Source organism: Amycolatopsis sp. NPDC052450, from assembly GCF_044547565.1.
GTDB lineage: Bacteria > Actinomycetota > Actinomycetes > Mycobacteriales > Pseudonocardiaceae > Amycolatopsis.
Genome location: NZ_JBIUAQ010000010.1, coordinates 234,933 through 258,399 on the forward strand (window position 1 = coordinate 234,933; position 23,467 = coordinate 258,399).

Here is a 23,467-nt window from a genome sequence, read left to right on the forward strand (position 1 = left end):
TGCTGCGCGACAGAAACAGGAGGACGCCTGCGAGGTGGGACTGCGCGCTGGCCGCGGACACCTTGAACGCGTTCGCGGCCGGAACGAGCCGGTGGAGGTGAACTGGCGCGACGCGCCGTTCTGAACGCAGTTTGTTCAGCTGGCCAGGCTGATGTGGCAGGGCGCTGTGGGTTTGTCCATCAGAGCGCTCCGCTGCGTGGCCTCACACTGCGGTGCGACGTCGGAGCACCACCGCACGATGGCTCCATTCTCGCGATACTTGTCCCCTGCCAGCGTCGGTATCGCGCTCGGTGGGCGGGCCGTTACGTGAGGAGATCGGCTCGGTCGTCAACGTGCGCGACAAGGCGCTTATGTCTAACTACGCCGACGTGACCGTCTACATCGCGTGAGATCTGGTGCGGGGTGACGAGGCCACCACCGCACCAGATTATTCGCTACCGGACGACGACGTAAAACGGGTCGCCGTCGAGCATGTGCTCGCGGCCGTACCAGTCACCGATCAGGTTGCCGCCCGCGATGTTGTGGCTGGCCGTGATCCGGCGCACCCCGAAGGTGAACGGCTTCTGCTTCGCCAGCGCTGCGTTCTGATACGTGCTCGCGAAAGGGTACTCGTCACACTGCATCTTCACGCCATCCTTGATGGTGTACTTCGCCCCCCACGCGTCCACACAGGCCCGTCGTACCTTGCGTCTCGATCCGTCCTTCTTTCTCTCGACGTCGTACCCGGAGTAGAGGTACGACAGCGTTGATTCTTTGAACTTCCCGGGAACTTTCAACGTGGGGTCTTTCCCAGGTGCGGTCTTCGTGATGTCCTCCTGCGCGTCTTTGATCAACTGAGACGACTCGCCGTAGGTGGGACTATTGAGTTCGAACACCATCGTGGGCACTACCCCGGTGAAGACGCAGCGGCTGCCGCGGGTCGCGTACGACGCGGAGTCGCAACGGAACCTCCCCTTGGGAGTGCGGGATGTGCCCGGAGGTGGGATCGGGCTGCTGAGTGATCTGTAGAAGTCAAACCAGAAGAAGCCGCGGAGTTCGTTCTGCCACTTCTTGTCGTCATCCGTGTTGCTCGGCACTGTCGTGGTCGCCATCGTGGCGGTCCACCAGATCGGCTCACCGCCCGCCGCGCGCCACGCGCCAACGGAGCGGTCCACCGGTACCTGGAAATAGTCGCACGTACTTGTGCGCTCCTGGTCATCGTTGCCGCACTCAAGTACGACCGAGAACGGGTTGTCGAAAAGCTCCTCCCGCTCGCCCCGAATGTACTTCAGGCTGTAACCGAACTTGATCTCACTCCGCTTGTCCTGGGCAACGCCGATGACCGTCTCACGGAAAAAACTACTGCCTACATGCACCACCGCCCCGTTCACGAGCTTCTGGTATCTGAGTTCAAGCAGCTGAGTTCGGCATATGTTGAATCTGTTCTTGAACCAGAACGTCTCGGTCTCCTGGTGGTTCGCGGTGCACTCGTCGAACGTGACGTCGTCGACCGGTTTCAGCGCGTCGTCGACGCGGGATTCCACAGTGGCCGTCGTCTCGGCCTGCAGGACCGGCTGAGGCTGGGGTTCGGCGGCTGTGACAGCCTGCGGGGTGACGAGCAGGGCGGCGACCAGGGTGAGCACACCGGACAGTTTCAGTGTCTTCATCGTCGCCCTCACGTGATCAGATCCATGCTGTTCCAGCCGCGGCCGACCTGCACTGGCGCCGCCAACATGGGATTGCTGTTCCAGCCGTTGAACCGGTAGAGAAACAGATCCCCGTCCGGTTCTCGTTTCAGCACGTCTTCGTTGCCGTCACCATCCGCGTCGATCAACGAGATCCACGAGGTCGTCGGCTGGGCGAAGGTGTTGACAGGGGCCACTGTCTTGCAGTTCCCCTTGTAGGTGGCCTCACCGTCGAAGGTGTTCGTGTGCGGACAGGCGTACAAATCGCCAGTGGCCACGGATGCGGCCGCCGAGTCTGGGTTCTCCCGGCTCCAGCTGGGTCTCAGCTCCCACAACGACCGGCCGACACCGAGCTTGACCCGGGCCTTGAGGGTGCTCTGGCCGTCGAACGTACCTTTGTGCGGGTATACCCACCTGATGTCCTGGCCGTCGATGGTGACCACGTCGTCGAAGCCGTCGGCCGTCACGTCCGCGAGCGTGATCCACCCCTGGCTGTTCCAGCCCCTACCAATCTGCACCGGGCTACCGAACGTGCTCAAGCCGTTGAGCTTCCCGCTGTGCGGGAACACGAACAACGCGCCGTCCGTGGCCCGGCGGGCCACGAGGTCGGCCGGTTGTGCGGAGACGGTCTCATACTCCTCGGTCTCACCGGTCATCTCGGCGACCCCAACCCAGTTGTAGCCGTTGAAGTCCCTCCTGACCTCTGTCCTGGCCGTGAACGTGGCCATCTCCTGCAGTTTTCCGGAGCCTGGGTACACCCACAACGAGCCACCGTTCACGCCTGGTTGCCGGGACAGCAGGTCGGGGATGCCATCACCGGTCAGGTCGTGGGAATGGGTGCTCGCTCTCTGATCTCCGATGGCTGCCGTGCTCATGTCGGTGACCGGTGTCGCTGAAGACGTCGGCACGGAGAGAAGACCGGCCCCCAACGCGATCGCGGATGCGACTGCCCAGCGCGCCCTCACGAGCACGTCCAGCGAACATGTTTGCCCAGGCGTGCACCGGACTCGGCACCGCGTGCGGCGATTCGTGCAGAATTCACTCGAGTTCCCTCCAGAAAGTTGGGCTAGGTTCAGTTCCGTGGTCAGCACGCCGGATCTCCTCACTGGGTTGCACTATTCCAGCCCAGTTCACTCGAACAGCGCAGAATCCGGGCCCTACCTGACAAGCAAGTCGCACTACCGCCTGGCACGCCAAATTGCCCAAACTCTCTCGTTTGGTATACACGTAATCCCGCATGGCGACGAGTCCTGCACAATATTAGGTCCCGGTTTTGCTTGGGCGGGACGATCCGAAAGGCTTCCAAGCTACGCATGAACGCCTCTTTCGTGTCCCGAGTATCTAATCAGGCGAGAACCTGTAACCGAAAAGCATTTGAGCCAGTTCAAATCCACTGTGTGGCTGCTATCGTCGGCGGGGTGTTCACGCTGCGGGTCGACACCGAGACGGTGTCCAGGACGCGTTGGTCGCCGTCGCCGGCGTCAGAGTGCATGGCATGGCTGAAGCTCACCGCCACCTCGGGAAGGCATCCCGTTTTCGGAGATCCTGGATCACTCGCTCGCGCGTCACTCGGCCATCGGGACGTCGCGCTGCTCGTCGACCTGCTGCCCCAGGACGGTGACACCTACCTGCCTGACCTACTCACTCCGCAACCTGGAGCGGGCACCCGCCGCCGCGACTTGATCGACGAGCAGATCGCGCGGATCGAAGCGACTACACAGGAAGATCTCGAAAGCCAGCTGTTCACCTACACCCAGACCCACTGGAGCAGGCCGCTGTCGACCGGGAGCCGTCGACTCGCGGAGTCCGGACGGCTGCAGCGACGGCTGGCCAACGGCCTGGCCCAGTTCTGGCGAGTCGCGATGTCCGACGGCTGGCCCGAACTTAGTTCGATCATCGACCAGGACATCTCACATCGTGCGAAGTCCGTTGTCGGCCACGGTGTCGGCAGGGCGCTGGGAGAACTTCACCCCGATATCGGTTGGGCCGGTGACGTAATCACCCTTGTCAAGCCGTGGGACGGTGAACTCGACATCGCCGGCCGGGAGCTGGTCCTCGTGCCCAGCGTACTCAGCTGGCCTGACGTCATCGTTCAAGTCGATGTTCCCGGCGAGGTGGTCGTCTACTATCCCGCCCGCCGGATCGGCACCGGCCGCGACCATAAGCCGGGAGTAGTCGCGCAGGTGATCGGTTCCGCACGTGCGGCCTTGCTTGCGGACCTCGAGACCGCCCGATCGACCACGGAGCTCGCACGCCGGACCGGATACACCGCAGGCACCGTCTCCTACCACCTCAAAGCGCTACATCGCGCAGGGCTCGTCAGCAAATTCAGAGACGGACACTACGTGCTCTACCAACAGACGCCCCAAGCGGTAATCCTCCTCCACGGCACCCGCAACTAGCCTCTGCAGTGGACCGATACGGAAGGCCTTTCTCTCCCCCGCAGGGGCATAGCCGTCGTCGTTCGCCACCCCGGAGCCGAACACGACTCCACCCGGCCCGCCGAGCGCCACCAGCACCGGGACACACACCATCACCACAAGCCGCCGAACCCTGCGTCGACGTGTCACGCGCCGATGATCGACATCGCCGGTCCGCGGCAAGGGACGGGCGGAAGGGACTGTTCCCAGCCGTCGCGGGCAGGTGGGCGAAGCATTGCTGTGTCATCAGGATTTCATCGTGAATCGCTAACGTCGATCGACTGAGTGCGTCGCCAGCGGCTGATGAAAGGTGGACATGCAGATGCGAGTTCGGAGACGGGCCACCGTGCCAGGCAGACGAAGGAACCTGCGGGGACGGTGGCTGCGCTATCCGCTGTGCCTGGCTCTCATCATGGCCGCGGTCGTAGTGTCGGCGGGCCCCGCCTCCGCGGATCAGTTCCGCAACGGGCATTGGGTGCGCGGGGCGATCGAGCAGGAGTTCATCCGTCTGGGCACATTGTGGCCCGGTGGCCCGCCGACGGTCGGTGAGCCGAACAGCGATGAGCTCGACGCCGCCCGCGGCGGCCGGTGGCAGGCCTTCGGCGTCGACACCAACCGCATCTACTGGCACCCCAACGTCGCCGGCGGGAAAGCCAACCAGGTCGGCGGCCTGATCCTGCAGAAATGGCTGACCAACGGCGACGAGCGCGGTGCCCTGGGCTATCCCCTGGTCTCGGAGACCCCGGTCAACGGTGGCCGGTTCAACCACTTCGAGGGCGGCTCGATCTACTGGAAGAACGGCGCGACGGCGGCCTACATCGTGCGTGGCGCGATCCGCGACTACTGGGCCCAGGCGGACTGGGAGAAAGGTGCCTACGGGTTCCCGGTCAGCGACGAGTACGACTTCGGCGGAGGCCGCCGGCAGGACTTCGAACGCGGCTCGCTGTACTGGAACGTCCACGTGATCGACGCGGAAGCCGGTCGGCAGGAACTCGCGGCGAGCACGACGCCGCAGCGGATCAACCCCAGCGACAACACCACCGACCCCACCGCCCTGGACGACCTCGGCCCGCAACCCCGCTCCGCGCCGGCACCCTTGGGGCTGTCCCCCCGGTGTAGCGGCAACGTGTCCAATCCCGACCGGTGGATTGCGTGCTCTCGCAAGGGCTGGGTACTGAAGGAACGCCGCAGCGAGAACGGCACCCTGCGCGAGACCGGACGCCTCCCCTACACCGTGGCCCTCTCGGTCGAGTTCGACAAGGTCACCCAGTTCAACAGCGGGAACGCGGCCTGGAAACTCGACGCCAAAATCGACGTCGGCACCGGGGTCGGCAACCTCGCCGGCGGCACCCGCGCCCATCTGGCCACGCCGTGCCTGACCAACACCTCCAAATGCGGCACCGGAACGGTCCTGCCGACCAAGGAAGTCCCGCTCACCCCGAACACCACCGTCGAACACACCTGGAACCAGTACGCCAACAACCTCGGCACGGCCGGAGCGATCGAGAAGTTCACCGGCCTGATCGGGATCACCCTCAAGAACGCCGGCGGCCTGACCTGGTCCCACACCGACGCCTCCCTGGACGCGCGCTGTGACCACGCAACCATCCGCACCGGCTGCGTGAACCCCACCGCGATGACCGCCGTCGTCTACGACCCCGTCAAGAACCCGGCCATCGCCGCGGTGTCCCAGCACGTCTTCGACGCCCAGGCCAGCCTGCCCAGCCACTGGGGAAACCCGCAGTACAACTACCTCACCCGCACCACCAACCAAGCGATCATCGACGCCAACCGGGACAAAGCCTGCCCTGCGGGCAGCCCCGTCAGCTGTGACGAATTCGCCCTCGCCAGCACCTACCAAGGCGCCTCGAGGGTCGCCGCCAACGACTACTCCACCCGCACAGTGCCCAAAGTTTCCAACGACTCCCAAGGCGGCATCATGAGCAACTACTACAACTCCACCCGCATCCTCGACGGCGACCAATTCGGCGTCGTCGCCGTCCTGCTCGACGGCCGCCAATCCTGGTAGCCACACCCGCACCCACCAGCAACACCTGACGTACCCCGCAACGCCGTGTGCTGGCCGTCCCCACCCGGGACGGCCAGCAGCACATCCAGTCCCCGCCCAGCACTGACAACGTAGGTGGCATTCACCGCGGCCTATCCCAGCAGGGCAACTGGAGAGAATTCATGGTGCGCGTCCAGCCAGATGGGCTCGCCCGCTGTGCAGCACGCTCCTACCGGCGTCCCAGGGCTCGAGCGGAGAGACCGCGGTGTCAGCACCGGTCCAGCATGCTCGAGAGCGCGGTCCGTTCCGGCACGGTGATCGTCAGCGCGTACGCGTGTTTGACCATGACCCAGTCGGTCGCGTAGGTACACCAGTACGACACCAGCGGTGGTTTCCACTCCTCCGGAGCCTTGTCGCCCTTCTCCTGGTTGAGGTTGTCGGTCACCGGCCGCAGCTGCGGCTGGGTCAGGTCGTTGGCGAACCGCTCACGCGTGGCCTGGTCCCACGACTTCGCGCCGCTCACCCACGCGTGCGCCAGCGGTACGACGTGGTCCACGTCCACGTCGGACGCTGTCGTCCACGTCTCGCCGTCGTAGGGGCTGCGCCAGGACCCGGACACCGGGGCACATTCCGCGTTGACCTTGACATTCGTCCCGTCACGCTTCAGCAGCTCCTCACGAACATCGCACCTGCCGGACACGGTTTTCCAATGCGGGAACTTCCTGGCCCGGTCATAGCCATCCAGAACTCCCCGCACCGCGACCGGCAACTCGCCGAGACGCTTCCGCGCCTCGGCCACCGGGATCGCCGGCATCACAGAAGCCGCAGCCCCGCCAGTGCCCGGGTTCGCCGGACTCGCGCGAGGAACCTCACATCCCACCAGCACGGCCACTATCGCCACCGCGGCCGCCACACCCATCACCACAGTGTGTGTGTTCCGACTCTCTCCGACCACGTCCCACCCTCATCGTCAACGGCCACGTCACACACTTCTTAGCCAGTAAACTGAACTAACAACGCCACCGTGACCGGCGAACGGCGCAACTCCGGGCGTCATCCCGGGGGGCGTCCGGAGACCTGGCTGGCGTTGGTGCACGGCCTGCCCGGTTACGATGACGGTGCTTTTCAGCGACGTCTGCCTGTCATCGGAGTTGCGCCTGGGGTTGTGCTCTGCGTGGCCGAGCACCTCGCGGGCGATCGTGTCTCTTATCGACGGAGCGGAGCGTCACGCAGCGGATCGCGACTTCGACCAAGCCGGCCGCGCCGGACACGCCATCGATCCGCACGAAGAGACCGAACCGTTGACGCCCGATCACCTCGCCCGTGACGCGCGTTCCCACGGACGAGATCGCCTGGAGATGGACGGCGTCATCAGCATGGCATGCGCTGGAGCTGACGAATCAACGTACTGGCCGTGGGCGGGCACTTCACTCGTACCAACCGCCTCTCCCCCTCAGCAAACTCCACTCCTCCACTGCCACGGCAGGGTCATCCGCTGCGGCTACCATCTCGACGTACAGGGGCGTCGCTGCAGCTGGCAGCCAGCCTTGCCCCGTATAGCCAAAGACCACGCACCGCAACCGCCGACCCACTTCAAGCAACGGCTCGCCTGGCTTATCCGCGATGTGCGAGCTGTCCACGAACCCGCGCTCGCCATCCTCGGACTCCACCAAAACCCCGTAGTGGGCATGCCCGACCAGCCAGCGGTGAACGACGTCGTACCCGCGCCAGGCGAGGGTGTCTTCGAAGAGTTGGCGTGCCGCCTGGCGTTCGCTCGGCTCCCTCAGGATGGTGGCCTCGTCTGAGCTCCGGCCCAGCCCATTACCGTGCTCAAGTTCGCGGCGTTTCGGTGGCGATTACAAGAGAACACACCCAGGTTGATCGCCAGGCCGGTGTGCGGCCCGGACGGACGGGCGACGCGTCGTGGTCGGCGCCGTTCTCCACTTGGTTGATCAGCTCCGTCATCAACTGTCCCACGACCGGCGGGGTCTTGAACTGGTTGCCGCTCGTTCCGATCGCGAGGTAGAAGTCCTCGATCTCGGTGCCGTCGTAGAGCGGAGTCCAACCGTCGGCGACGTCATGGTCCATTACGCCTGGTAGCGCGCAGGAGACAGCGAACGACAGCGACAACAGAGCAGCTTGCCACACTAAACCCGCCCGGTCGACGACTGCTCACTCCCTTCCAGGCATTGACAAGCTGTCTACAATCCGGACCGGAAAGCCAATTTGACCACTTGTCGCAGATAAGCGACCGGTCATGGATGTGGAAATATCACTCCTACTAGTCAGTTGCGACGAACGGCATTCAATGACTAGTCGAACATAACTTGATCTACCACTAGAAGAACATTGACCGTAAAGCACTGGACGAGAGCCATCCTTCAGGGCACAGTGAAATTACCTCGAACAACGAAACCCCCTCTGGAAAACCGAAGGCCGTCCATGCATCGAGCTCAGCAATCCCATACCTGAAGGGAAACGTGATTGCACTACAAAACCTCACCAGCGGAGGCGATTGTGGCATGACATTGCATCTACTGGACTTCGCAAGGAAGGTGAGCCGGAGAGGCGGGTCGCACCTGGAAATGACCGACAGGCACGACGAAGTCCTATCGAGGCCCGGCGGTACGCGAAAAGGCCCGGACTACATAAGTGTCCGAGCCTTCCACGCGCCAAATCGTTCCCCATGATATCGCCTTCCCCGCGACACCAGAGGGCTCGGCCGTTGCCCCTCCCCACAGCCAGACAACTGCCACCACTGGTAGAGCAATTCTTAAAGGATGATGACCTGCTTAGTCGAGTCACCCGTCTTGAGCAGGACCTCGGCACCGTCCTGCTTGACGGCCCGGTAAACAACCTCGCCGTAGCCGATGAGCCGACGAACGGCCTCCGTGAGGCTTACACCCTCGCGTTCAATCACTGCCTCTAACGCCTTGATGGTCTCTGGGCCGACCGCAACATTGATGCGCTTTGGCGGTGTCTTCTCCTTCTCTGAGTCGGCGCGCTGTTGAGGCGCATTGGTTGCAGCAGCGGACATAGTCTCTCCTCGACAGGGTCAGTGCGTCGGTCCCTCACCCGATACCGGCACCTGTGGATCTCGGTCTTCGCAGACCAGGCCCCACCCGTGGGAACTCCCGGCCGTGCGATGCGCCCGTAACCACGTGTCCTGGCAGGGGCACGACACTCCCAGCACACGGCTTGCACGTTATGGCTCACGAACCATACTCAAGCACTTTTTGCGGCGGATCACCACCCATATGCCGCGTCAGTCACACTGTCGTGACACCGAAGCCACACGCCATCACCACACCATCCACACGTCTGAGAGTCGGCTGCGGTAGCCTCAGCGTTACGTACCAAACTGCCAACTGGTCTGGGTACCTGCCCCCGACAGGTGTCCACACTCCAACTACGTGTCCCGTTACGAGGAACAGGTCAACCCCGTATGACGACCCACCCCGAGCAACCTAACCCTCCGACCCTCTCCGGAAGCCGGCTCCGCACCGCCAACGCTCGTCACGACCCCGAAGACGACACCTGGGTTGGCCTCACCCCGCACAACCAGGTATCCACCGATCCGGTGGTTCTCGTATTCACTGACGAAGAGATCACCCCGACAGGCGGGCGCAGGTGACCATCCGGTCCAACGACGAAACGTGGAGCGATGACGACCCCGCGTCCGGTAGCTCCCACCGCACGCCCCCGCCGAGCCAGGCCCCAGTGGTGAAGGTCAACGAACTAGCCGCTCAACGCCACGCCCACAAAGCATCCATGCAGAAGCGCGTGCTTGCCGGCGTGTTCGCCCTTCTGCTCATCACTCTTTTGATCATCGTGGTGGCCGTATCGTTCAAAGGAATCACAGAGAACTTCGCGCTTGAACTCCTTCGGTTGATTTTGCCTGCTGCACTGGCTTCCGGCGGCACTATCGTCGGCGCGCTGTTCATCACCCGCGGTCGCGACGAAGCCTAACTGCTGTACCGACTTGCAGGTGGCCCCGATCTCATCCGCGGGGTCACCTGCTGCGGCGGGCCCACTATTAGGCACGCTCCCCGGCGCTACATGGCACGCTGTGGCCGACTACTTGGTCGTCCATTCGGCGGCATAAGCGGAAATTCGAGGCCTGACTACAGGCGATCCGCCGGGATCTCGTAGATGATGTCCAGTCCGTCCTCGTCGTCCCACTGTTCACCGACACCGGCGCACTCTGGCGCGCCCACTGACCCTGCAGGAAGCAGGGCTCAGCACAATATGCGCCATCCCGGTGCCACAGCGACGAGGACTTTGGGACCGTGAACCGCATCCTGCTTGCCTAGCTCCTCGTGCCACCCGCGCCTTCTCCTCTAGCCTGGTGTTCGTGGTGTCCAGGGAACGGGCTGTCAAGATCGTGGAGCGGCATGTGACCGGGTGGGCGGTGCACGGGCCGGAGATGGTGATCACAAAGGTCAGTCCGCACCGGCTTGGTTGGGTGGTGTTCAGCCAGAGCGAGCGCTACCTGCGCTCCGGTGAGATCACGGACGCAGTGGTGGGCCACGGGCCGTTCCTCGTCGATGCGGTGGACGGCAGTCTCCACGGACTGCACGCGACCGCTGATCTCGAGCAGGGCGAGTGGATCGAGGAGTATCTCGAGCAGGTCCGCGGGATCGCACGTCCAGATCCTCTGCGGGCACGCATCACCGAGCTGACCGACCACGGTCGGCGGTTCGACGCGCTCCGGCTCATACGGGCATCCGCCCCCGACCTCAGCGCACAAGAAGCCAGAGATTACGTCGAGGCTGTCGCGGCCCGCGTGGCAGTACCCGACCACATTCGCCCACGCCTGCCTCGAACGCGGACCGGTCGAAAGGTGTGTTGGCGTCTGTCTGAGCCGAATCCCGAACCAGGCACGTGCATCCCTTGAGTCCGTATCCGCTGCTGACGCGGTCGTCGACAGCGGGCTTGCGCGGTTAGACGAAGTCATGTCGGGCACACGATCAAGCTGAGATCACCGGCCCTGGCCGGAGCAGGCAGGTGGCGGCAGTCGGCTTGCGTTGGTGTCCGGTCTCATCGATTCCGCCGGGTCATGGCTTCTCGGTTAACTACGGAGGTTGTCGATAACGAGCTCGGCGATCTTCTTGACCGCGCCGCAGGGATCGGCTTGCCACGGACCGGCTTCCGGTTTCCCCCACGTGTTGGCTTTGATGTGTACCAACGTGTTGTCATCGACACCGAGGGCCAGCCTGCACGCCAGCGGCCCCTGGTCCCGTCTGCTCGGGATGTTCTCTTTGATTTCCACGATCACGGCCGGGTAGCCGTTGATCGTGACCTCTTCCCAGTGGTTGCCGGTATCGCGGCCTAGCGCACGATCGCTGTACAACGTGCGGATGCTCTCCCGCAGCGGCGGAAACCACGATGTCGTCACGTCGACCGACGGGCCGAGCACGATCAGGCATTGGCCGTCGCGGGTCTGTTCATGCCTGCCCTCACCGAAGCCGATGCTCTGCAGCTGGTCCACTGTGATCGCCGAGCACGGATCGGCGATGAACTTGGCGCCGTTCAAGGGCGCCGGGATCGGCGGGGCCGACACCGACGGTTCGGGTGGCGAAGGTGGCGGGCTCGTTCCGCAGCCGGCCAGCACGACCATGCCGCCGGCCATCAGTGTGGCGAGCCCGCGGGCCAGACGTCGTGTCACGAAGGATCGGCTCCCGGTTTGATCCGCCAGCGACGGGGTTCCCCGACCACCTCGACACTCGTGCCGACATCCGGGATCTTGGGGAAGTTCGTTTCGATGACCGTCAGCTCGAAGCCGCTCCCGATCAGCGCCTCGACAGAGGTGATCATGCCGGAGATGAGCGCGATGCAGTCACGCCAGAACTTCTCGAACGCCGAGTTGACCGCGTCCACGAAATCCTTGACCGCGAGAACCGCCAGAGGCGGAAGAGCTGTAGACGCGAGCAGGATTCCGAACTTACCGGCCAGCGCCGACAGGTTGGACGCACAGTTGCCGAGCGCGACCAACAGGTTCTTATAGGTAGCGATCACCGTTGTCGCGACCGTGCTCATCGTTTTGGTCAGACTCGCGATGGAGACCTGACCCTTGTTCAGGCTCTCGACGACCATCCCGGAGTACATCGAGAACTGATCGTAGGCATCCCCATGCCAGGCGACCGCCAGCGAAAGCTTGGCGTCATTGACGACTTCAGACGCTTCCTTCAGCGCACTCTCCCTGGCAAACGCTTCTGCCAGTCTCAACGTCTTCTTCAGGTCGCCGGCGACGAACACGCGGAGCTTGTCGAGCAGTCCGATGATCCCGTTCGCGCCGATCAGGTTCGCATACTCCCGGATCTTCTGATCCGCAGCCTCCGGATAGCTCATGGTGGCGAGTTCCGCGGCGGCCTGGCCCGGGTCGGGGGTGGTCACTTGATCTCACCCTCCAACTTCTTCATCCGCTCATACGCTTCCTGATCCAGCTGCTCATAATGCTGAGCGGCCTTGCCCAACGCCGCGCTCAACACAGCGAGCTGAGTCGAATTCTCAGCCGTGATCCGCTGAATCGCGTCGATGGCCGCGTTGTACCGGTCCACCGTCCCCATCCCGTTAAGCCCCGGCATGATGTTCGTGACCGTTCCCGGCAAACCCAGGTCGTACGGGCCGAGCGCGACATCCGCCAAGTCCACCACCGCGAAGTCCTGCAGCAGCCCCGCCGCGTCCGCGATCGCGTCGGCCGCGGCCCGCAGCTTCTCCGGATAGACGTGATACCCCTGACCGGCCCCAGGATCGAACGGATCCGGAACACTCATACCAGCCGCTCCTCATCCCGAACCGCCGCGATCGCCGCGTCATACCGCTGGGCCGCGGTCTCCTCTGCCCGCTGGATCCCCAGCAACAGCTGACGAGACAGACTCGACGCGCTGTAGGCCTTCATCGCGGCCACGCCCACCTGCACGTCGACCAATTCACCGGCCCCGGTCACCGCCACCGACCCCAGGTCACCGGGCAACGCCCACGTGACACGATCCCGCGCCGCAGCCACCGAGGCCTGCTCGACCGCGGCCACCGTCGCGTCGATCTCCCGCGCCAAGTGATACAGCTCGTCCTCGTAGCTCACCAGCGATCCCGCCCCTCATCCTCGAGATCAGCGTCCAGGAAGTCGAGCTGATCGAAACTCTCCTCCTCGACCTCACCAGTATCTCGGCGCACTGCGCGCGGCTCGGCTGCCGTCACAGCTCTGGGCGCAGGCGGCGGAACAGAATCGTCCCGATACTCGGTCACCGACCCGTGGCCCGGTTCGGGAACCCATTCCTGGTCCTTGTCCACCACCGCGCGCATCTTGACCACGCCGACCTGCGCGGCCTCACGCCGAGCCGCCGACACCGCCTCCAGCACCGCGAGCCCCAGCCGCTGCGGATGCGTACTCCGGATCACATGATCCGCGATCGTCAGATCCACCAACTTGCCCTGACCGGTCACCACCGCCGACGCGAAACCGTCAGCCGATCGCCCGGTATACCGGGCCTGCTCCAGCTCAGCATCAAGCTCACCAGCCTGCTGCCGCAGCCTGGCCACATTCAACGACACGCCGGCCCGCCCTCCCCGTCGCCCGACATACCCCTACCAGCCGCCCCCACGGCCCGACCGCTACACCCGCGATCACAACACGAGCGTAACCGGCCGAGCGGCCAGCGTAGTCGAAACCGCGAATCCGTGTCTCGTTGTTCCGGTCACTCTGCAGCGATCATCAGCAGATCGACGCGCCCTTCCACTGAGGTCTAACTTCGCGCCGGCCTACTCGCTGCAGCTTCGCGACGCGAAGATCCGTCATCGAACTCGCCCCAGCGCACCTCCGCCCGGTCGGCTACCCCTCGGGCCGCCGAGCTGAACATCTGTTCGACGTGTGGCATGGTGTCCTTGGACCCGGCGCACCCCTCCCCCTTTGTGCGCCGGGCCCGCCATCTCCGGCGACGTACCGCAGAGATCCCAGTCCACCTCGCCACTCCCGACGCGCAGACGATACCGACTGCGCGCACAGCCAAGCGCTATCGAACGTTGGGTTTCAGCCGAATCCGTCCCGTCGCGAGCGACCGAGCAAGCCGACCGCGATCCTGCGGAGTCGGCCGCTCTGTTCCGGTTGTGGCGGCGGTGTCCGGAACGCCCGGTAGTGCTGTTTGGTGACGCACAGGACGACAGCGTGCATGAACCTCTCGCGGTCTGGGACTTGCACTTCCCAGCGTTCGTCGGTGCGCGTGTTCCACAGCACACCCGTTTGGTGGCCGCTCATGACGAGGTAGAGCGCTAGCTGGAGGAACATGGCGCGATCGAGTTCGGAGACGAACTTGAGCTCGAAGACCTTGTCGTCGTCCACGGCGTCGGCAACACCTACGAACGTGATCGGTGTCGCCGCCGACGATGTCGCAGCCGTGCCTGAGAGGTCCATGGGTACCTGTGCCGCGCAGTCGGGGGGAAGCTGTGTCGCCAGTCGTCTGGTCAGTGCGTCGCGAACCTCGCCGCCGACTTTCCGGGTGACCTGTTCCGCGTAGCGCATCTGGTCTGTGTCAACGGCGGTCAGCACCAGCGAGTTGTGCCAAGGGTCGTCGGTCAGTTTGCCGCGCAGCTGCTTCGCGATCGGTTTCGGGTTCAGTATCACCTCGAGGGTGGGGTTGTACCTGTCGAAAAACACAGCTTCCTGGTAGTGCCCCACCACGGGAGAAAGGTCGATCAGCCCGTCGACGCGGTCGATGTTGATCTCCTCGCCCGTGCCGTCGTCGAGTCGTCGCCTGTCGAGCAGGTCGACGCAGGCCTGGAGGTTCTCCGCGTAGGTGAAATCGAAGCAGTCCGATGCCATCATCGGCTTGTCATATTTGGGTTGTTCGGCGGCCAGCAGTTTCGTGAACCGCTGCACGGGGATGAAGCCGATGCTTTTGGGTTGCCGCCGAGCATGTTTTGATCGCACGAAGACGACTTCGTGCTTTCCGCGGGAGGCCGCGACCAGGAACACGTTGCGCATCACCGTTGTGTCCACGTTCGGGAAGCTGCAGCGCATGTCCCACATGTCCTCGTCGTAGTCGAACACCACACTCGCCGGTCGCTCCAGCCCCTTGCTGGAGTCGAACGTCGTGAACACCGCGGTGTCGTCGTTGTAGGTCACCGAGGTGTCGCCGTCGCGGATGGAAGCGTAGACGGTTTCCTTGTTGAAGACCTCACCATGATCGCGTTCCAGGTGATTCAGCGCCTCGGCCATCTGGCCGTTGCGTCTGCCCAGGCAGAGAAGCTCACCGGGGTTCTTCGCCTTCATTAGGTCGAGTGCCTCGTCGTAGGAGACGTACCTGATCGTCTGACCGGGGTTGACGCCCACCACCGGTTTGTTCCACGCCTCGCTGAGCAGCGTACCGAGTTCCCGGCCAGCACGGAAAGACTGCGTGAACGGCATCAACTCGGCCTGCCGGGTGATTTCCCTGGTGAACCGCTGGACGTCCAGCGTCGTATTCGAGTGCACCTTCTGCGCCAGGTCACCGACCAGCACGGTCTGCATGGACGGGTTCAGTGACTTGATGTTGCGCAGCAACTGCGCGTATTCCTCATTGATGTCCTGGTACTCATCGACCACGAGCAGGTCGAACCGGGGGAACTGTGCCGAGAGGCTGGTAAAGGCTGCGTTGAACCGTCGGATGGATTCATCAACACCGCATTTGATGCCCGCCTTGAGCAGGGAGGGATACACGATGCCGTGGTAGTTCTGCACTTTCGCGTGTTTCACCCGGCGTTTCGCATCAGCTTTCAACAGCTTGCTGTAGGTCAGGTACAGCACCCGCCGTTCCCTGCCCACTTCAGTGCACAGCGCCTGAATCGCCGTGGTCTTGCCCGATCCCACCGTCGCATCAACGATCACATCCTGCCCTGACCGCACCGCGTCGATCATCCGCCGCTGCTCGCCGCTCAACGACACAGGCGACACCGAGGCATTACGACCATGACTTCCGCGCCGGGCCGATATTCTGTTCGGACTCGTGGCGGCGGCAAAATTCGGGTTGGCCGCTAGTTGCCTCCTCAGCACCGCCTCAGCATCAGCGCGTAACGCCGGGCGCTGTTGCGGCGGCAGCAGCACCTTGCACCGTGCCTGCAGCGCACCGGGCGTGCGTTCCAAGCTCTCCGCCAGTGCCTCCAGCCTCGCACCGCGCCGGAGCCCGTCCAGCAGCTTCGCGGTGTCGTCTTCCGACCAGGCCGCGCCCGCACGGCGCGGTGCGGATCCGGCACCCTCGTCTCGGCTCCCAGTAGTCACCTCGTCACGCTATCGACAACCAGTGACAAAATTTGCCGGTTTCGCGAACAGCAGGCCAACCGCCCTATGCGCACTAGCAGCAATGAGCCCGGGACGATGCGTTTGACCAGCGGAAATCCCGGCGCCCAGCCTGATCAAGCGCTGGTTGGCAACGCGAGGAAGTCGGCGTGGGCCTGTACAACGGCTTCGGCAGGCCCTGTCGTTCCTCGTGGCCGGCCACGGCATGGGTAGATGCTGGCGCATCACTGCCGTAAAGGCTTACCACCACTTCGTCCATCGCGATTCGGCGGACACGACTCCTTGTTTCAGCTGATGCGTGCAGGGGTGAAGGCTAGCCGTCCCGACTGCTCCGACCCGGGCCCAGAACGCGACGGCGACCGGATCACGCTTGATGGGCAGCATCGTCCAGCTGAACTTGGTGCCTCGCTTCAAGGCCGCGTTCACCAGCACGCGGCCAGCGCCACGCCTTCGGTGCTTCTCTTCGACCTCGACATGGCAGAGGATCGCGCGCCGGTCGACCGGACACAGTGACAAGTGCACTTCACCGAAGACCGTGTGTCCCAGGCGAAGCTGGATGACGCCGATCCCTGCGGAAACCGGCGGCGGCAGAACAACCAGGCGCAGGCCGTACTCGTCCACGTCGGTTTCGATGACTTGCCGTTCCACAGCGGTGTCGATCACTGCCCAGATGCCGCCGTCGCCTGTTAGGGCGTGGCAGGCCTCGCACAGCCACTCCGGCGCCTGATAGTCCTGTGACCAGCTCTGCCGCACGCCGCCGACTGCCAGATCGTGGCCCCACGGACATCGTTTGGGCGCCTCAGAACCTGGCCGGATCGGCACTTCCAGCGTTCGCCATTCCCGGTTCGCTCCGGTCATCGGAAATCACGCGATCCCGACGCTAAATCCCGGAGATCCAACGGGCGCACTTGATCCGCGACGAGTGTCGACGATCCTTCGGTAACCTCAGCGATTCCTCGGAACAGCAAGGCATTGCTCGCCAGCAGCACCTTCCTACACCGGTGAAACAGGCCCGGGGAGACGAGGATGTTGGCCATGCCGGTCTCGTCCTCGATGTTGAAGAAAGTGATGCCGCCTGCGGTTGCGGGGCGTTGCCGGTGGGTGACCGCTCCCCCGATCCACACCCGCGCCCCGTCCTCGGCCTGGCTGAGCTGGGCGGTGCTGATGGCGCCGCGCTCGGTGAGCCAGGTCCGGAGGTATTCGACGGGGTGGGAGCCGGGTGAGATGCCGGTGGCCCACAGGTCTGCGGCGGTGACCTCGAACCGCGTCATCCCTGGTAGCGCCGGGGCGTCCAGGCCGGGAGCGAGTCCGGGGAGGTGCTCGGGCCGGGTGGTCGCCGCGGCACCTGCGGCCCAGAGTGCTTGGCGTCGCTCCGGGCCGAGGCTGGTGAACGCCCCGGCGGTGGCAAGGGCCTCGATCGCGGGCTTCTTCAGCCGGACACGTTCGGTCAGCTCCCCGATGCTGGTGTAGGGACCGTTGATCTGGCGTTCGGTGACGATCGCCTCAGCGGTGTTGTCGCCGACGTGTCGGATCGCGGCGAGGCCGAGCCGGATCGCCTGGCCGCCGGTGCTTTCGGGCTCGGCTTCGAGGGTGGCGTGCGAGAGGCTGGCGTTGATGTCCGGCTCACGCACGATGACGCCGTGGCGGCGGGCGTCGGCGACCAGCGATTGCGGGGAGTAGAACCCCATCGGCTGCGCGCGCAACAGGCCCGCGCAGAACGCCGCCGGCCAGTAGTACTTGAGATGCGCGGAGGCGTAGACGAGCAGGGCGAAGGACATGGAGTGGGCTTCGGGGAAGCCGTAGCCGGAGAAGGCGTGGATCTGCTCGAACACGCTGATCGCGGTGTCGCGGTCGACCCCGTTCGCCGCGGCACCGTCGAAGAACCTCTTGGCGAGTTTCCGCATTTTGGCGCTGGAGCGTTTCGCTCCCATCGCCCGCCGCAACAGATCCGCCTCGGCCGGGGTGAAGCTCGCGACGTCGACGGCCATCTGCATGACCTGCTCCTGAAACAACGGCACCCCGAGTGTCCTATCGAGACTCTGGGCCAGCAGGGGATGCTTGTGTTTCCAGGTTTCCTCGCCGCGGCGGCGGGCGATGTAGGGGTGGACGGATCCGCCCTGGATCGGGCCGGGCCGGATGAGCGCGACTTCGACGACGAGGTCGTAGAACTTCCTCGGCCGCAACCGCGGCAGCGTCGCCAGCTGAGCCCGGGACTCGACCTGGAACACGCCGATCGCGTCCGCCGCGCACAGCATGTCGTACACGTTGGGGTCGGCGAGGTCGAGCTTGCCGATGTCGACCGTCTCGCCGTGGTGTTCGGCGATGAGGTCGATCATGTAGTGCAGAGCGGAGAGCATGCCGAGCCCGAGCAGGTCGAACTTCACCAAGCCGACGGCGGCGCAGTCGTCCTTGTCCCACTGCAGGACGCTGCGGCCGGGCATGCGGGCCCACTCGACCGGCACCACCTCCGACACCGGCTCCTTCGAGATCACCATCCCACCGGAGTGGATCCCCAGGTGCCGGGGGAAGTCTTCGAGAGCGTCGGCGAGTTCGAGGATCTCGGGCGGGATCTCCCCCGCCGCTTCCTCGCTGGTCTTCTTCACGCCGGCCCAGCGGTTGACGATCTTGCTGTAGGCGTCCTGCTGGCCAGGGCTGAAACCTAAGGCTTTGGCGGCGTCCCGGATCGCCGACGGCGCCCGGTAGGTGATCACGTTCGCCACCTGCGCCGCATGAAAGCGGCCGTGTTTGTCGTAGACGTACTGGATCGCCTCTTCGCGGCGGTCGGACTCGATGTCAATGTCGATGTCCGGCGGCCCATCCCGCTCCGGCGCCAGGAACCGCTCGAACAGCAAGCCCCACTTCACCGGGTCGGCGTGGCAAATCTCCAGCGCGTAGCAGACCGCGGAATTCGCCGCCGATCCCCGGCCCTGGCACAAGATGTTGGCGTCGCGGCAGAACCGGACGATGTCCCACACCACCAGGAAGTACCCCGGGAACCCCAGCTTCTCGATCACGTTCAGCTCGTGGTCGAGCTGGGAGTAGGCCGTCGGATAGTCCTCGCGGTGCCCGTAGCGTTTCGCCGCGCCCGCCCACGTCAGCTCCCGCAGATACGACATCTCGTCGTGTCCCGGCGGGACGGGGAACGGAGGCAGGTCAGGTGCGACGAGGTTCAGGTCGAAGGCGCATTCGACGCCGAGCAGGGCGGCACGGGTGACCGCGCCGGGATACCGGGCGAAGACCTCGGCCTGCTCGGCGCCGGACCGCACGAACGCCATGTGCGCCGCCGAGAGCCAGCCCTCCATGTCATCCAGCGACCGGCGGGCGCGGACCGCGGCGACCGCGTCACCCAGCGGACCTCGGCCGGGGTGGGCGTAGTGGACGTTGTTCGTCGCCACTGTCACCACCCCTGCCGCCTCGGCCATCGCGACGAGGGTGTCGTTGTAGGTCGAATCGAGGGGCAGGCTGTGATCGATCAGCTCCACCGCCACGTTGTCCGGCCCGAACTTGTCCACCAGGGACATCAGCTCCGACATCGCGGTAATCTTGTCGTCGGCGGCCAGGGCGCGGCGGATCCGGCCCTTGCGGCAGCCGGTCAACACCAGCACATGCCCTGCCAGATCATCGACCAGCGCGTCCTCGTTATAGAGCGGGCGCCCCTTCTCTCCACCGGCCAGCTGCGCCCGCGAGATCACGCGGCACAAGCGGCGGTAGCCCTCCAGCCCGCGGGCCAGCACCAGCAGGTGCGCGCCGCCCGGGTCGGCGACGCCGTTCTGCGGTGCGGGCAGATCCAGCGACAACTCCGCGCCGAAACCGACCCGGACGCCGAGCTCGCGGGCGGCCTCGTTGAACCGCACCGCGCCGTACATGCCGTCGTGATCGGTCAGGAAGATCGCGTCCAGGCCCTGGCGGGCGGCCTCCTCGACCAGCTCTTCGGGGTGGCTGGCGCCGTCGAGGAAGCTGAAGTTCGAATGTGCGTGCAACTCCGCGTACGGCACCCGCGGCACCGCGCCGCTGTCGTCGTCCCCCTCGCAGACCCGCAGATCCACCGGCGCCCCGGCATAGCCCTCCCGCTTACGCGACCAGGCCGGCGCATCGTTCCCATCGCCCTCCACACGAGGACGACCGGACGCGACCCGCTGGATCTCACGCCACGGGACGGCAGGATTGTTGAACGCCACACCAGCTCCACACCACACGCTCTGCCGTGGGGGGAAGCCAGCGACAAACACTCGAACATACGCACGAACTCTGTCGACGATCCTGAACGCCGAACTTGCTCCCGTCAAGCCCTGTGCTTGACATAACACCAGGTAGTGAACCCGACACCACCCCGACCAGTGAACCACGCGCACGGACTGGCATTGTTGACTCGACTTGGTAACACGCTAGGCCGTACGAGTGACTTGGGAGGCGCAGTGGACGAACCCGACCTGACCGGCGCGACCGTGTACGAAGCCGCCGACAAGCCCTCTCTCGGCGGCGGCCGCTGGTACGTCCTACCCGACGGCACCACCTACTTCCAGCCCTTCGACGGCACTCCTCGCCCAGCCCTCGTCGCCGCCTCTACGCTGCGCGACATGCCGACCTGGACCGAAGTGTCGAGCTAGACCTCATCTGACCCGATCCGGCCCGGGATGCCATCGCGTCCGCACGGCGGCTGGCTACTCCCCCGGGGCTTCCAGTCGAGCCGGCTCAGCACGGCGCCATCGCCGCCGACGATCGTGACCGTCGCGTTTCTGTCAGTGGGTCGTGGGATAACGGGTACATGGATCCATGTCGACATACGCAGCGCAAGCGACATGCTCAACTCCGGCATCAGCCACGATCGGCGCCGTTGTGGGTCGGCGATCCCGAAGACTGGGCGGTCGTTCGACAGACGCCCCGCCCTCCTCTGGTATGCCCAGAGCCTGGCTGCGGCGTCGAGTTGATCTCATGCGAGAACCGCAGCTTCAAGCAGAATCCCCGATTCTTCAGGTTCAAGTCGGTCGACCGCTCCTGCGACCATTGGGCCGATCATGATCACGGCGGTGGCCCGGAGACCGCGCAGCACGAATGGGTCAAGTACCGGCTGACCACGATCGCCCGCCTACTCGGCTACACAGCCACGCCGGAACACCCCTCTACGCGTGCCGACGTCTTCGTTCACGAGCCGGGGTACTGCCTCGAGGTCCAGCTGCGCTCCACCCAGTTCCAGAAACGCACCCAAGCCCGGGAGGCGAAAGGCGGGACCGTCTGCTGGTGGATCGTCGACGGCGTGGACTCCAAAGCATTGACCAATGCCTTGTTCACACTGCCAGCCGTGCGATTCAGGGTCATCGACAAGACCAATCCCCGGATACGGGCACTTAAGCCCATGGGCAGACCCCGAGGACCAGGACCTCGCTTCCCGGGCCCGCTTGCAGGTCTTCGCCACCGTCGCGTACCCGCCATCGACCAGGGGCTCGGCCAACCCATCCGCCTGGTTCCACACCGAAACGATGGACGGCTACGCCTTCCTGCGCGAAGTCCTCTCCGGTCGGCGCCGCTGGTACCCACCTCACGCACTGGGACACCTGTCAGGATTATGGGCGCTGGACACCGACGTCGACCGTTACCGTACTTTCCGAGCCGAGCAACAGGCACTTAAAGTGGCAGCACAGGCACGCCTCGACAACGTCATGGCCGCGAAGTCAGCCGAACCGCCGCTGACGAGGCCTCCCACGCTGCCCACCGAACCGCCCACGGTGCCGATCGCGATTCCGCAACCTTCCCCTCTCCCGAATCCCGTTCAACGTCAGCCACAGCAGGCCGCTCCCGTGACGACCTTGACGTTGAGGAGCCGGCGGCGGAAGTGGTGGCAGTTCTGGCGAGCTCGATAGAAGGCTTCCGGCGTCATCGCGTTGACGCGGCGACCGCACGAGACCACTGCGCACCAAGGAGACCTCACGCTATATTGAACGCCTTGCCCTTCGGCCCGGACACGCCTGCTCTACTAGTATGTGCGGAAATCGTCACCAGGGACCATCGGCGCGAAAGCACTATCACTCACAATTCTCTAAGTCAGCACGCCCGTAATGTTGCATAGCGAATGAGGACGATGACCGCCACGAGTAACGATCTTGTTCCCAGCCCGATAGTACTTGCCCCTGACGTTGCGAAGCCCCATAAAGTTCCTGCTCGCCGCCGTCGGTCGATCCTGCCCCGCATCGGCGGGTGGCTGCTCCGTGAAGTACGCAAGGACGTGAGCGAGTTCCGGTTGGGCATCTTCGCTGAGTTCGTTGAGCGAGGTTTGAATACCCCCGCAGAAGCACGTCGGGCCAGGTGGAGCGTTCACCGGGCAGAGTGGGGGGCGTTCTACATCATCGGTATCACCATCCTGACCACCGGCTCCCTCCGTGGCGTTCTTGAGACAATGCCACGCGATCTGATCCCTGTCGCGGTTCTCCTGTTTGCAGTGCTGCCGTTGTCGACCTTGGCGATGCGGGCATGGGCAGCACGGTTCGCTCATGATCGAATTCGGCTTCAGATTGCACATATACTGGAGTCACTGAAGCTGGTCGATGGAATCGAATCAGAGCAGGAACTCCGCGTATGGCGAGGAAATCCTGCAAGGATACAGCAGCTTCGCATCAGGCAGCTTCGAGGATACCTTCGCCATGCGGCAGCCACGATCCCCGACCAGTTCATGAGAATCAGCGGCCGCGGGCATCTGCAGGGGGACACAGTCCTTCGCGACAAGCTGAAGGCGCGCCTGCTGCTAGCGCTTGCCACAGCGCCAGATCTGTCGAATAGCGTGGCGCGCGACGATCTCCGGGAGCTTCTATCTGTCATTTCCCGCGTGGTCGTCGAAGCTGACCCATGCGCCGAGCTCGAAACGACGCTGCGCGGCTCTCCTACGTCTTGCTCAGCGGCCCAGCAGCCTCTGAAAACGTGGGCGTGGCGTTGGGCAACGTTCACAACGCCCACCCTGATTTCAGTCTTGGCTATCCCGGTTGTGGCGTTCATCGCAGCGAAACTAGCCAGCGCGACGACACCGGTCGGAATGGGAATCGCAGCCGTTGGCACGGCTGCCCACGCCGCCGTGAAGTATCTTCAATATCGAAAAATCGAATAGCCAAATAGCCAC

General features: G+C 64.4%; 19 protein-coding genes. 6 read left to right on the forward strand and 13 right to left on the reverse strand.

Annotated features, from left to right (window positions below; translation table 11 throughout):
- Positions 1-434: 434 nt before the first annotated feature.
- A complete protein-coding gene (locus ACIHAO_RS19475) occupies positions 435-1,658 on the reverse strand; it encodes a hypothetical protein (protein ID WP_396559656.1) in 1,224 nt (407 codons plus the stop codon).
- Positions 1,655-2,539, reverse strand: a complete 885-nt coding sequence (locus tag ACIHAO_RS19480; RefSeq protein WP_396559658.1) for a hypothetical protein — start codon at positions 2,537-2,539, stop codon at positions 1,655-1,657. Before ACIHAO_RS19480 ends, ACIHAO_RS19475 begins: the two co-directional genes overlap by 4 nt.
- Before the next feature lie 522 nt (positions 2,540-3,061).
- Here ACIHAO_RS19480 and ACIHAO_RS19485 point away from each other — a divergent pair.
- Complete coding sequence (locus ACIHAO_RS19485; RefSeq protein WP_396559660.1) at positions 3,062-4,066, forward strand: DUF5937 family protein; 1,005 nt, start codon at positions 3,062-3,064, stop codon at positions 4,064-4,066.
- A gap of 340 nt (positions 4,067-4,406) precedes the next feature.
- A complete protein-coding gene (locus ACIHAO_RS19490; protein ID WP_396559662.1) occupies positions 4,407-6,113 on the forward strand; it encodes an LGFP repeat-containing protein in 1,707 nt (568 codons plus the stop codon).
- A 247-nt stretch (positions 6,114-6,360) separates the two neighbouring features.
- On the opposite strand, the gene ACIHAO_RS19495 is transcribed toward ACIHAO_RS19490, so the two are convergent.
- The 3 genes from ACIHAO_RS19495 to ACIHAO_RS19505 all read right to left on the reverse strand — a co-directional run bounded on the left by ACIHAO_RS19495 (position 6,361) and on the right by ACIHAO_RS19505 (position 9,129).
- Positions 6,361-7,011 (reverse strand): DUF1524 domain-containing protein, encoded by a 651-nt coding sequence (locus tag ACIHAO_RS19495; protein WP_396559664.1) that lies wholly within the window; start codon positions 7,009-7,011, stop codon positions 6,361-6,363.
- Between the two features lie 911 nt (positions 7,012-7,922).
- Complete coding sequence (locus ACIHAO_RS19500) at positions 7,923-8,180, reverse strand: hypothetical protein (RefSeq protein ID WP_396559666.1); 258 nt, start codon at positions 8,178-8,180, stop codon at positions 7,923-7,925.
- A 685-nt stretch (positions 8,181-8,865) separates the two neighbouring features.
- Entirely contained in the window at positions 8,866-9,129 is a 264-nt protein-coding gene (locus ACIHAO_RS19505; protein WP_396559668.1) for a ribbon-helix-helix protein, CopG family, read from the reverse strand.
- 683 nt (positions 9,130-9,812) lie between these two features.
- Between ACIHAO_RS19505 and ACIHAO_RS19510 the strand changes: the two genes are divergently transcribed.
- Together ACIHAO_RS19510 and ACIHAO_RS19515 are read left to right on the forward strand one after the other, a co-directional pair.
- The gene (locus ACIHAO_RS19510; protein ID WP_396559670.1) at positions 9,813-10,061 is read left to right on the forward strand and encodes a hypothetical protein; all 249 of its coding nucleotides are present in this window, start codon (positions 9,813-9,815) and stop codon (positions 10,059-10,061) included.
- A 385-nt stretch (positions 10,062-10,446) separates the two neighbouring features.
- A complete protein-coding gene (locus ACIHAO_RS19515) occupies positions 10,447-10,989 on the forward strand; it encodes a YrhB domain-containing protein (RefSeq protein ID WP_396559672.1) in 543 nt (180 codons plus the stop codon).
- Between the two features lie 174 nt (positions 10,990-11,163).
- Here the strand turns inward: ACIHAO_RS19515 and ACIHAO_RS19520 are convergent, their stop codons facing one another.
- The 8 genes from ACIHAO_RS19520 to ACIHAO_RS19555 all read right to left on the reverse strand — a co-directional run bounded on the left by ACIHAO_RS19520 (position 11,164) and on the right by ACIHAO_RS19555 (position 20,540).
- A complete protein-coding gene (locus ACIHAO_RS19520) occupies positions 11,164-11,760 on the reverse strand; it encodes a DUF3558 domain-containing protein (protein ID WP_396559674.1) in 597 nt (198 codons plus the stop codon).
- Complete coding sequence (locus ACIHAO_RS19525; RefSeq protein ID WP_396559676.1) at positions 11,757-12,488, reverse strand: hypothetical protein; 732 nt, start codon at positions 12,486-12,488, stop codon at positions 11,757-11,759. The genes ACIHAO_RS19520 and ACIHAO_RS19525 overlap by 4 nt, the downstream gene beginning before the upstream one ends.
- Positions 12,485-12,868 carry a hypothetical protein gene (locus ACIHAO_RS19530; RefSeq protein ID WP_396559678.1) on the reverse strand — a complete coding sequence of 128 codons (384 nt, stop codon included), beginning with the start codon at positions 12,866-12,868 and terminating at the stop codon, positions 12,485-12,487. The genes ACIHAO_RS19525 and ACIHAO_RS19530 overlap by 4 nt, the downstream gene beginning before the upstream one ends.
- Positions 12,865-13,176, reverse strand: a complete 312-nt coding sequence (locus ACIHAO_RS19535) for a hypothetical protein (protein WP_396559680.1) — start codon at positions 13,174-13,176, stop codon at positions 12,865-12,867. Before ACIHAO_RS19535 ends, ACIHAO_RS19530 begins: the two co-directional genes overlap by 4 nt.
- Complete coding sequence (locus ACIHAO_RS19540; protein WP_396559682.1) at positions 13,173-13,646, reverse strand: YbaB/EbfC family nucleoid-associated protein; 474 nt, start codon at positions 13,644-13,646, stop codon at positions 13,173-13,175. Before ACIHAO_RS19540 ends, ACIHAO_RS19535 begins: the two co-directional genes overlap by 4 nt.
- Before the next feature lie 475 nt (positions 13,647-14,121).
- A complete protein-coding gene (locus tag ACIHAO_RS19545; protein WP_396559684.1) occupies positions 14,122-16,344 on the reverse strand; it encodes a DEAD/DEAH box helicase family protein in 2,223 nt (740 codons plus the stop codon).
- Between the two features lie 258 nt (positions 16,345-16,602).
- Positions 16,603-17,220, reverse strand: coding sequence for a GNAT family N-acetyltransferase (locus ACIHAO_RS19550; RefSeq protein WP_396559686.1), 618 nt, complete (start codon positions 17,218-17,220; stop codon positions 16,603-16,605).
- Positions 17,217-20,540, reverse strand: a complete 3,324-nt coding sequence (locus ACIHAO_RS19555; protein WP_396559688.1) for an error-prone DNA polymerase — start codon at positions 20,538-20,540, stop codon at positions 17,217-17,219. Before ACIHAO_RS19555 ends, ACIHAO_RS19550 begins: the two co-directional genes overlap by 4 nt.
- Positions 20,541-20,777: 237 nt before the next feature.
- On the opposite strand from ACIHAO_RS19555, the gene ACIHAO_RS19560 reads away from it, so the two are divergent.
- Together ACIHAO_RS19560 and ACIHAO_RS19565 are read left to right on the forward strand one after the other, a co-directional pair.
- The gene (locus tag ACIHAO_RS19560) at positions 20,778-20,969 is read left to right on the forward strand and encodes a hypothetical protein (protein WP_396559690.1); all 192 of its coding nucleotides are present in this window, start codon (positions 20,778-20,780) and stop codon (positions 20,967-20,969) included.
- A 1,469-nt stretch (positions 20,970-22,438) separates the two neighbouring features.
- The gene (locus ACIHAO_RS19565; RefSeq protein WP_396559692.1) at positions 22,439-23,455 is read left to right on the forward strand and encodes a hypothetical protein; all 1,017 of its coding nucleotides are present in this window, start codon (positions 22,439-22,441) and stop codon (positions 23,453-23,455) included.
- The last annotated feature ends 12 nt before the right edge of the window (positions 23,456-23,467 follow it).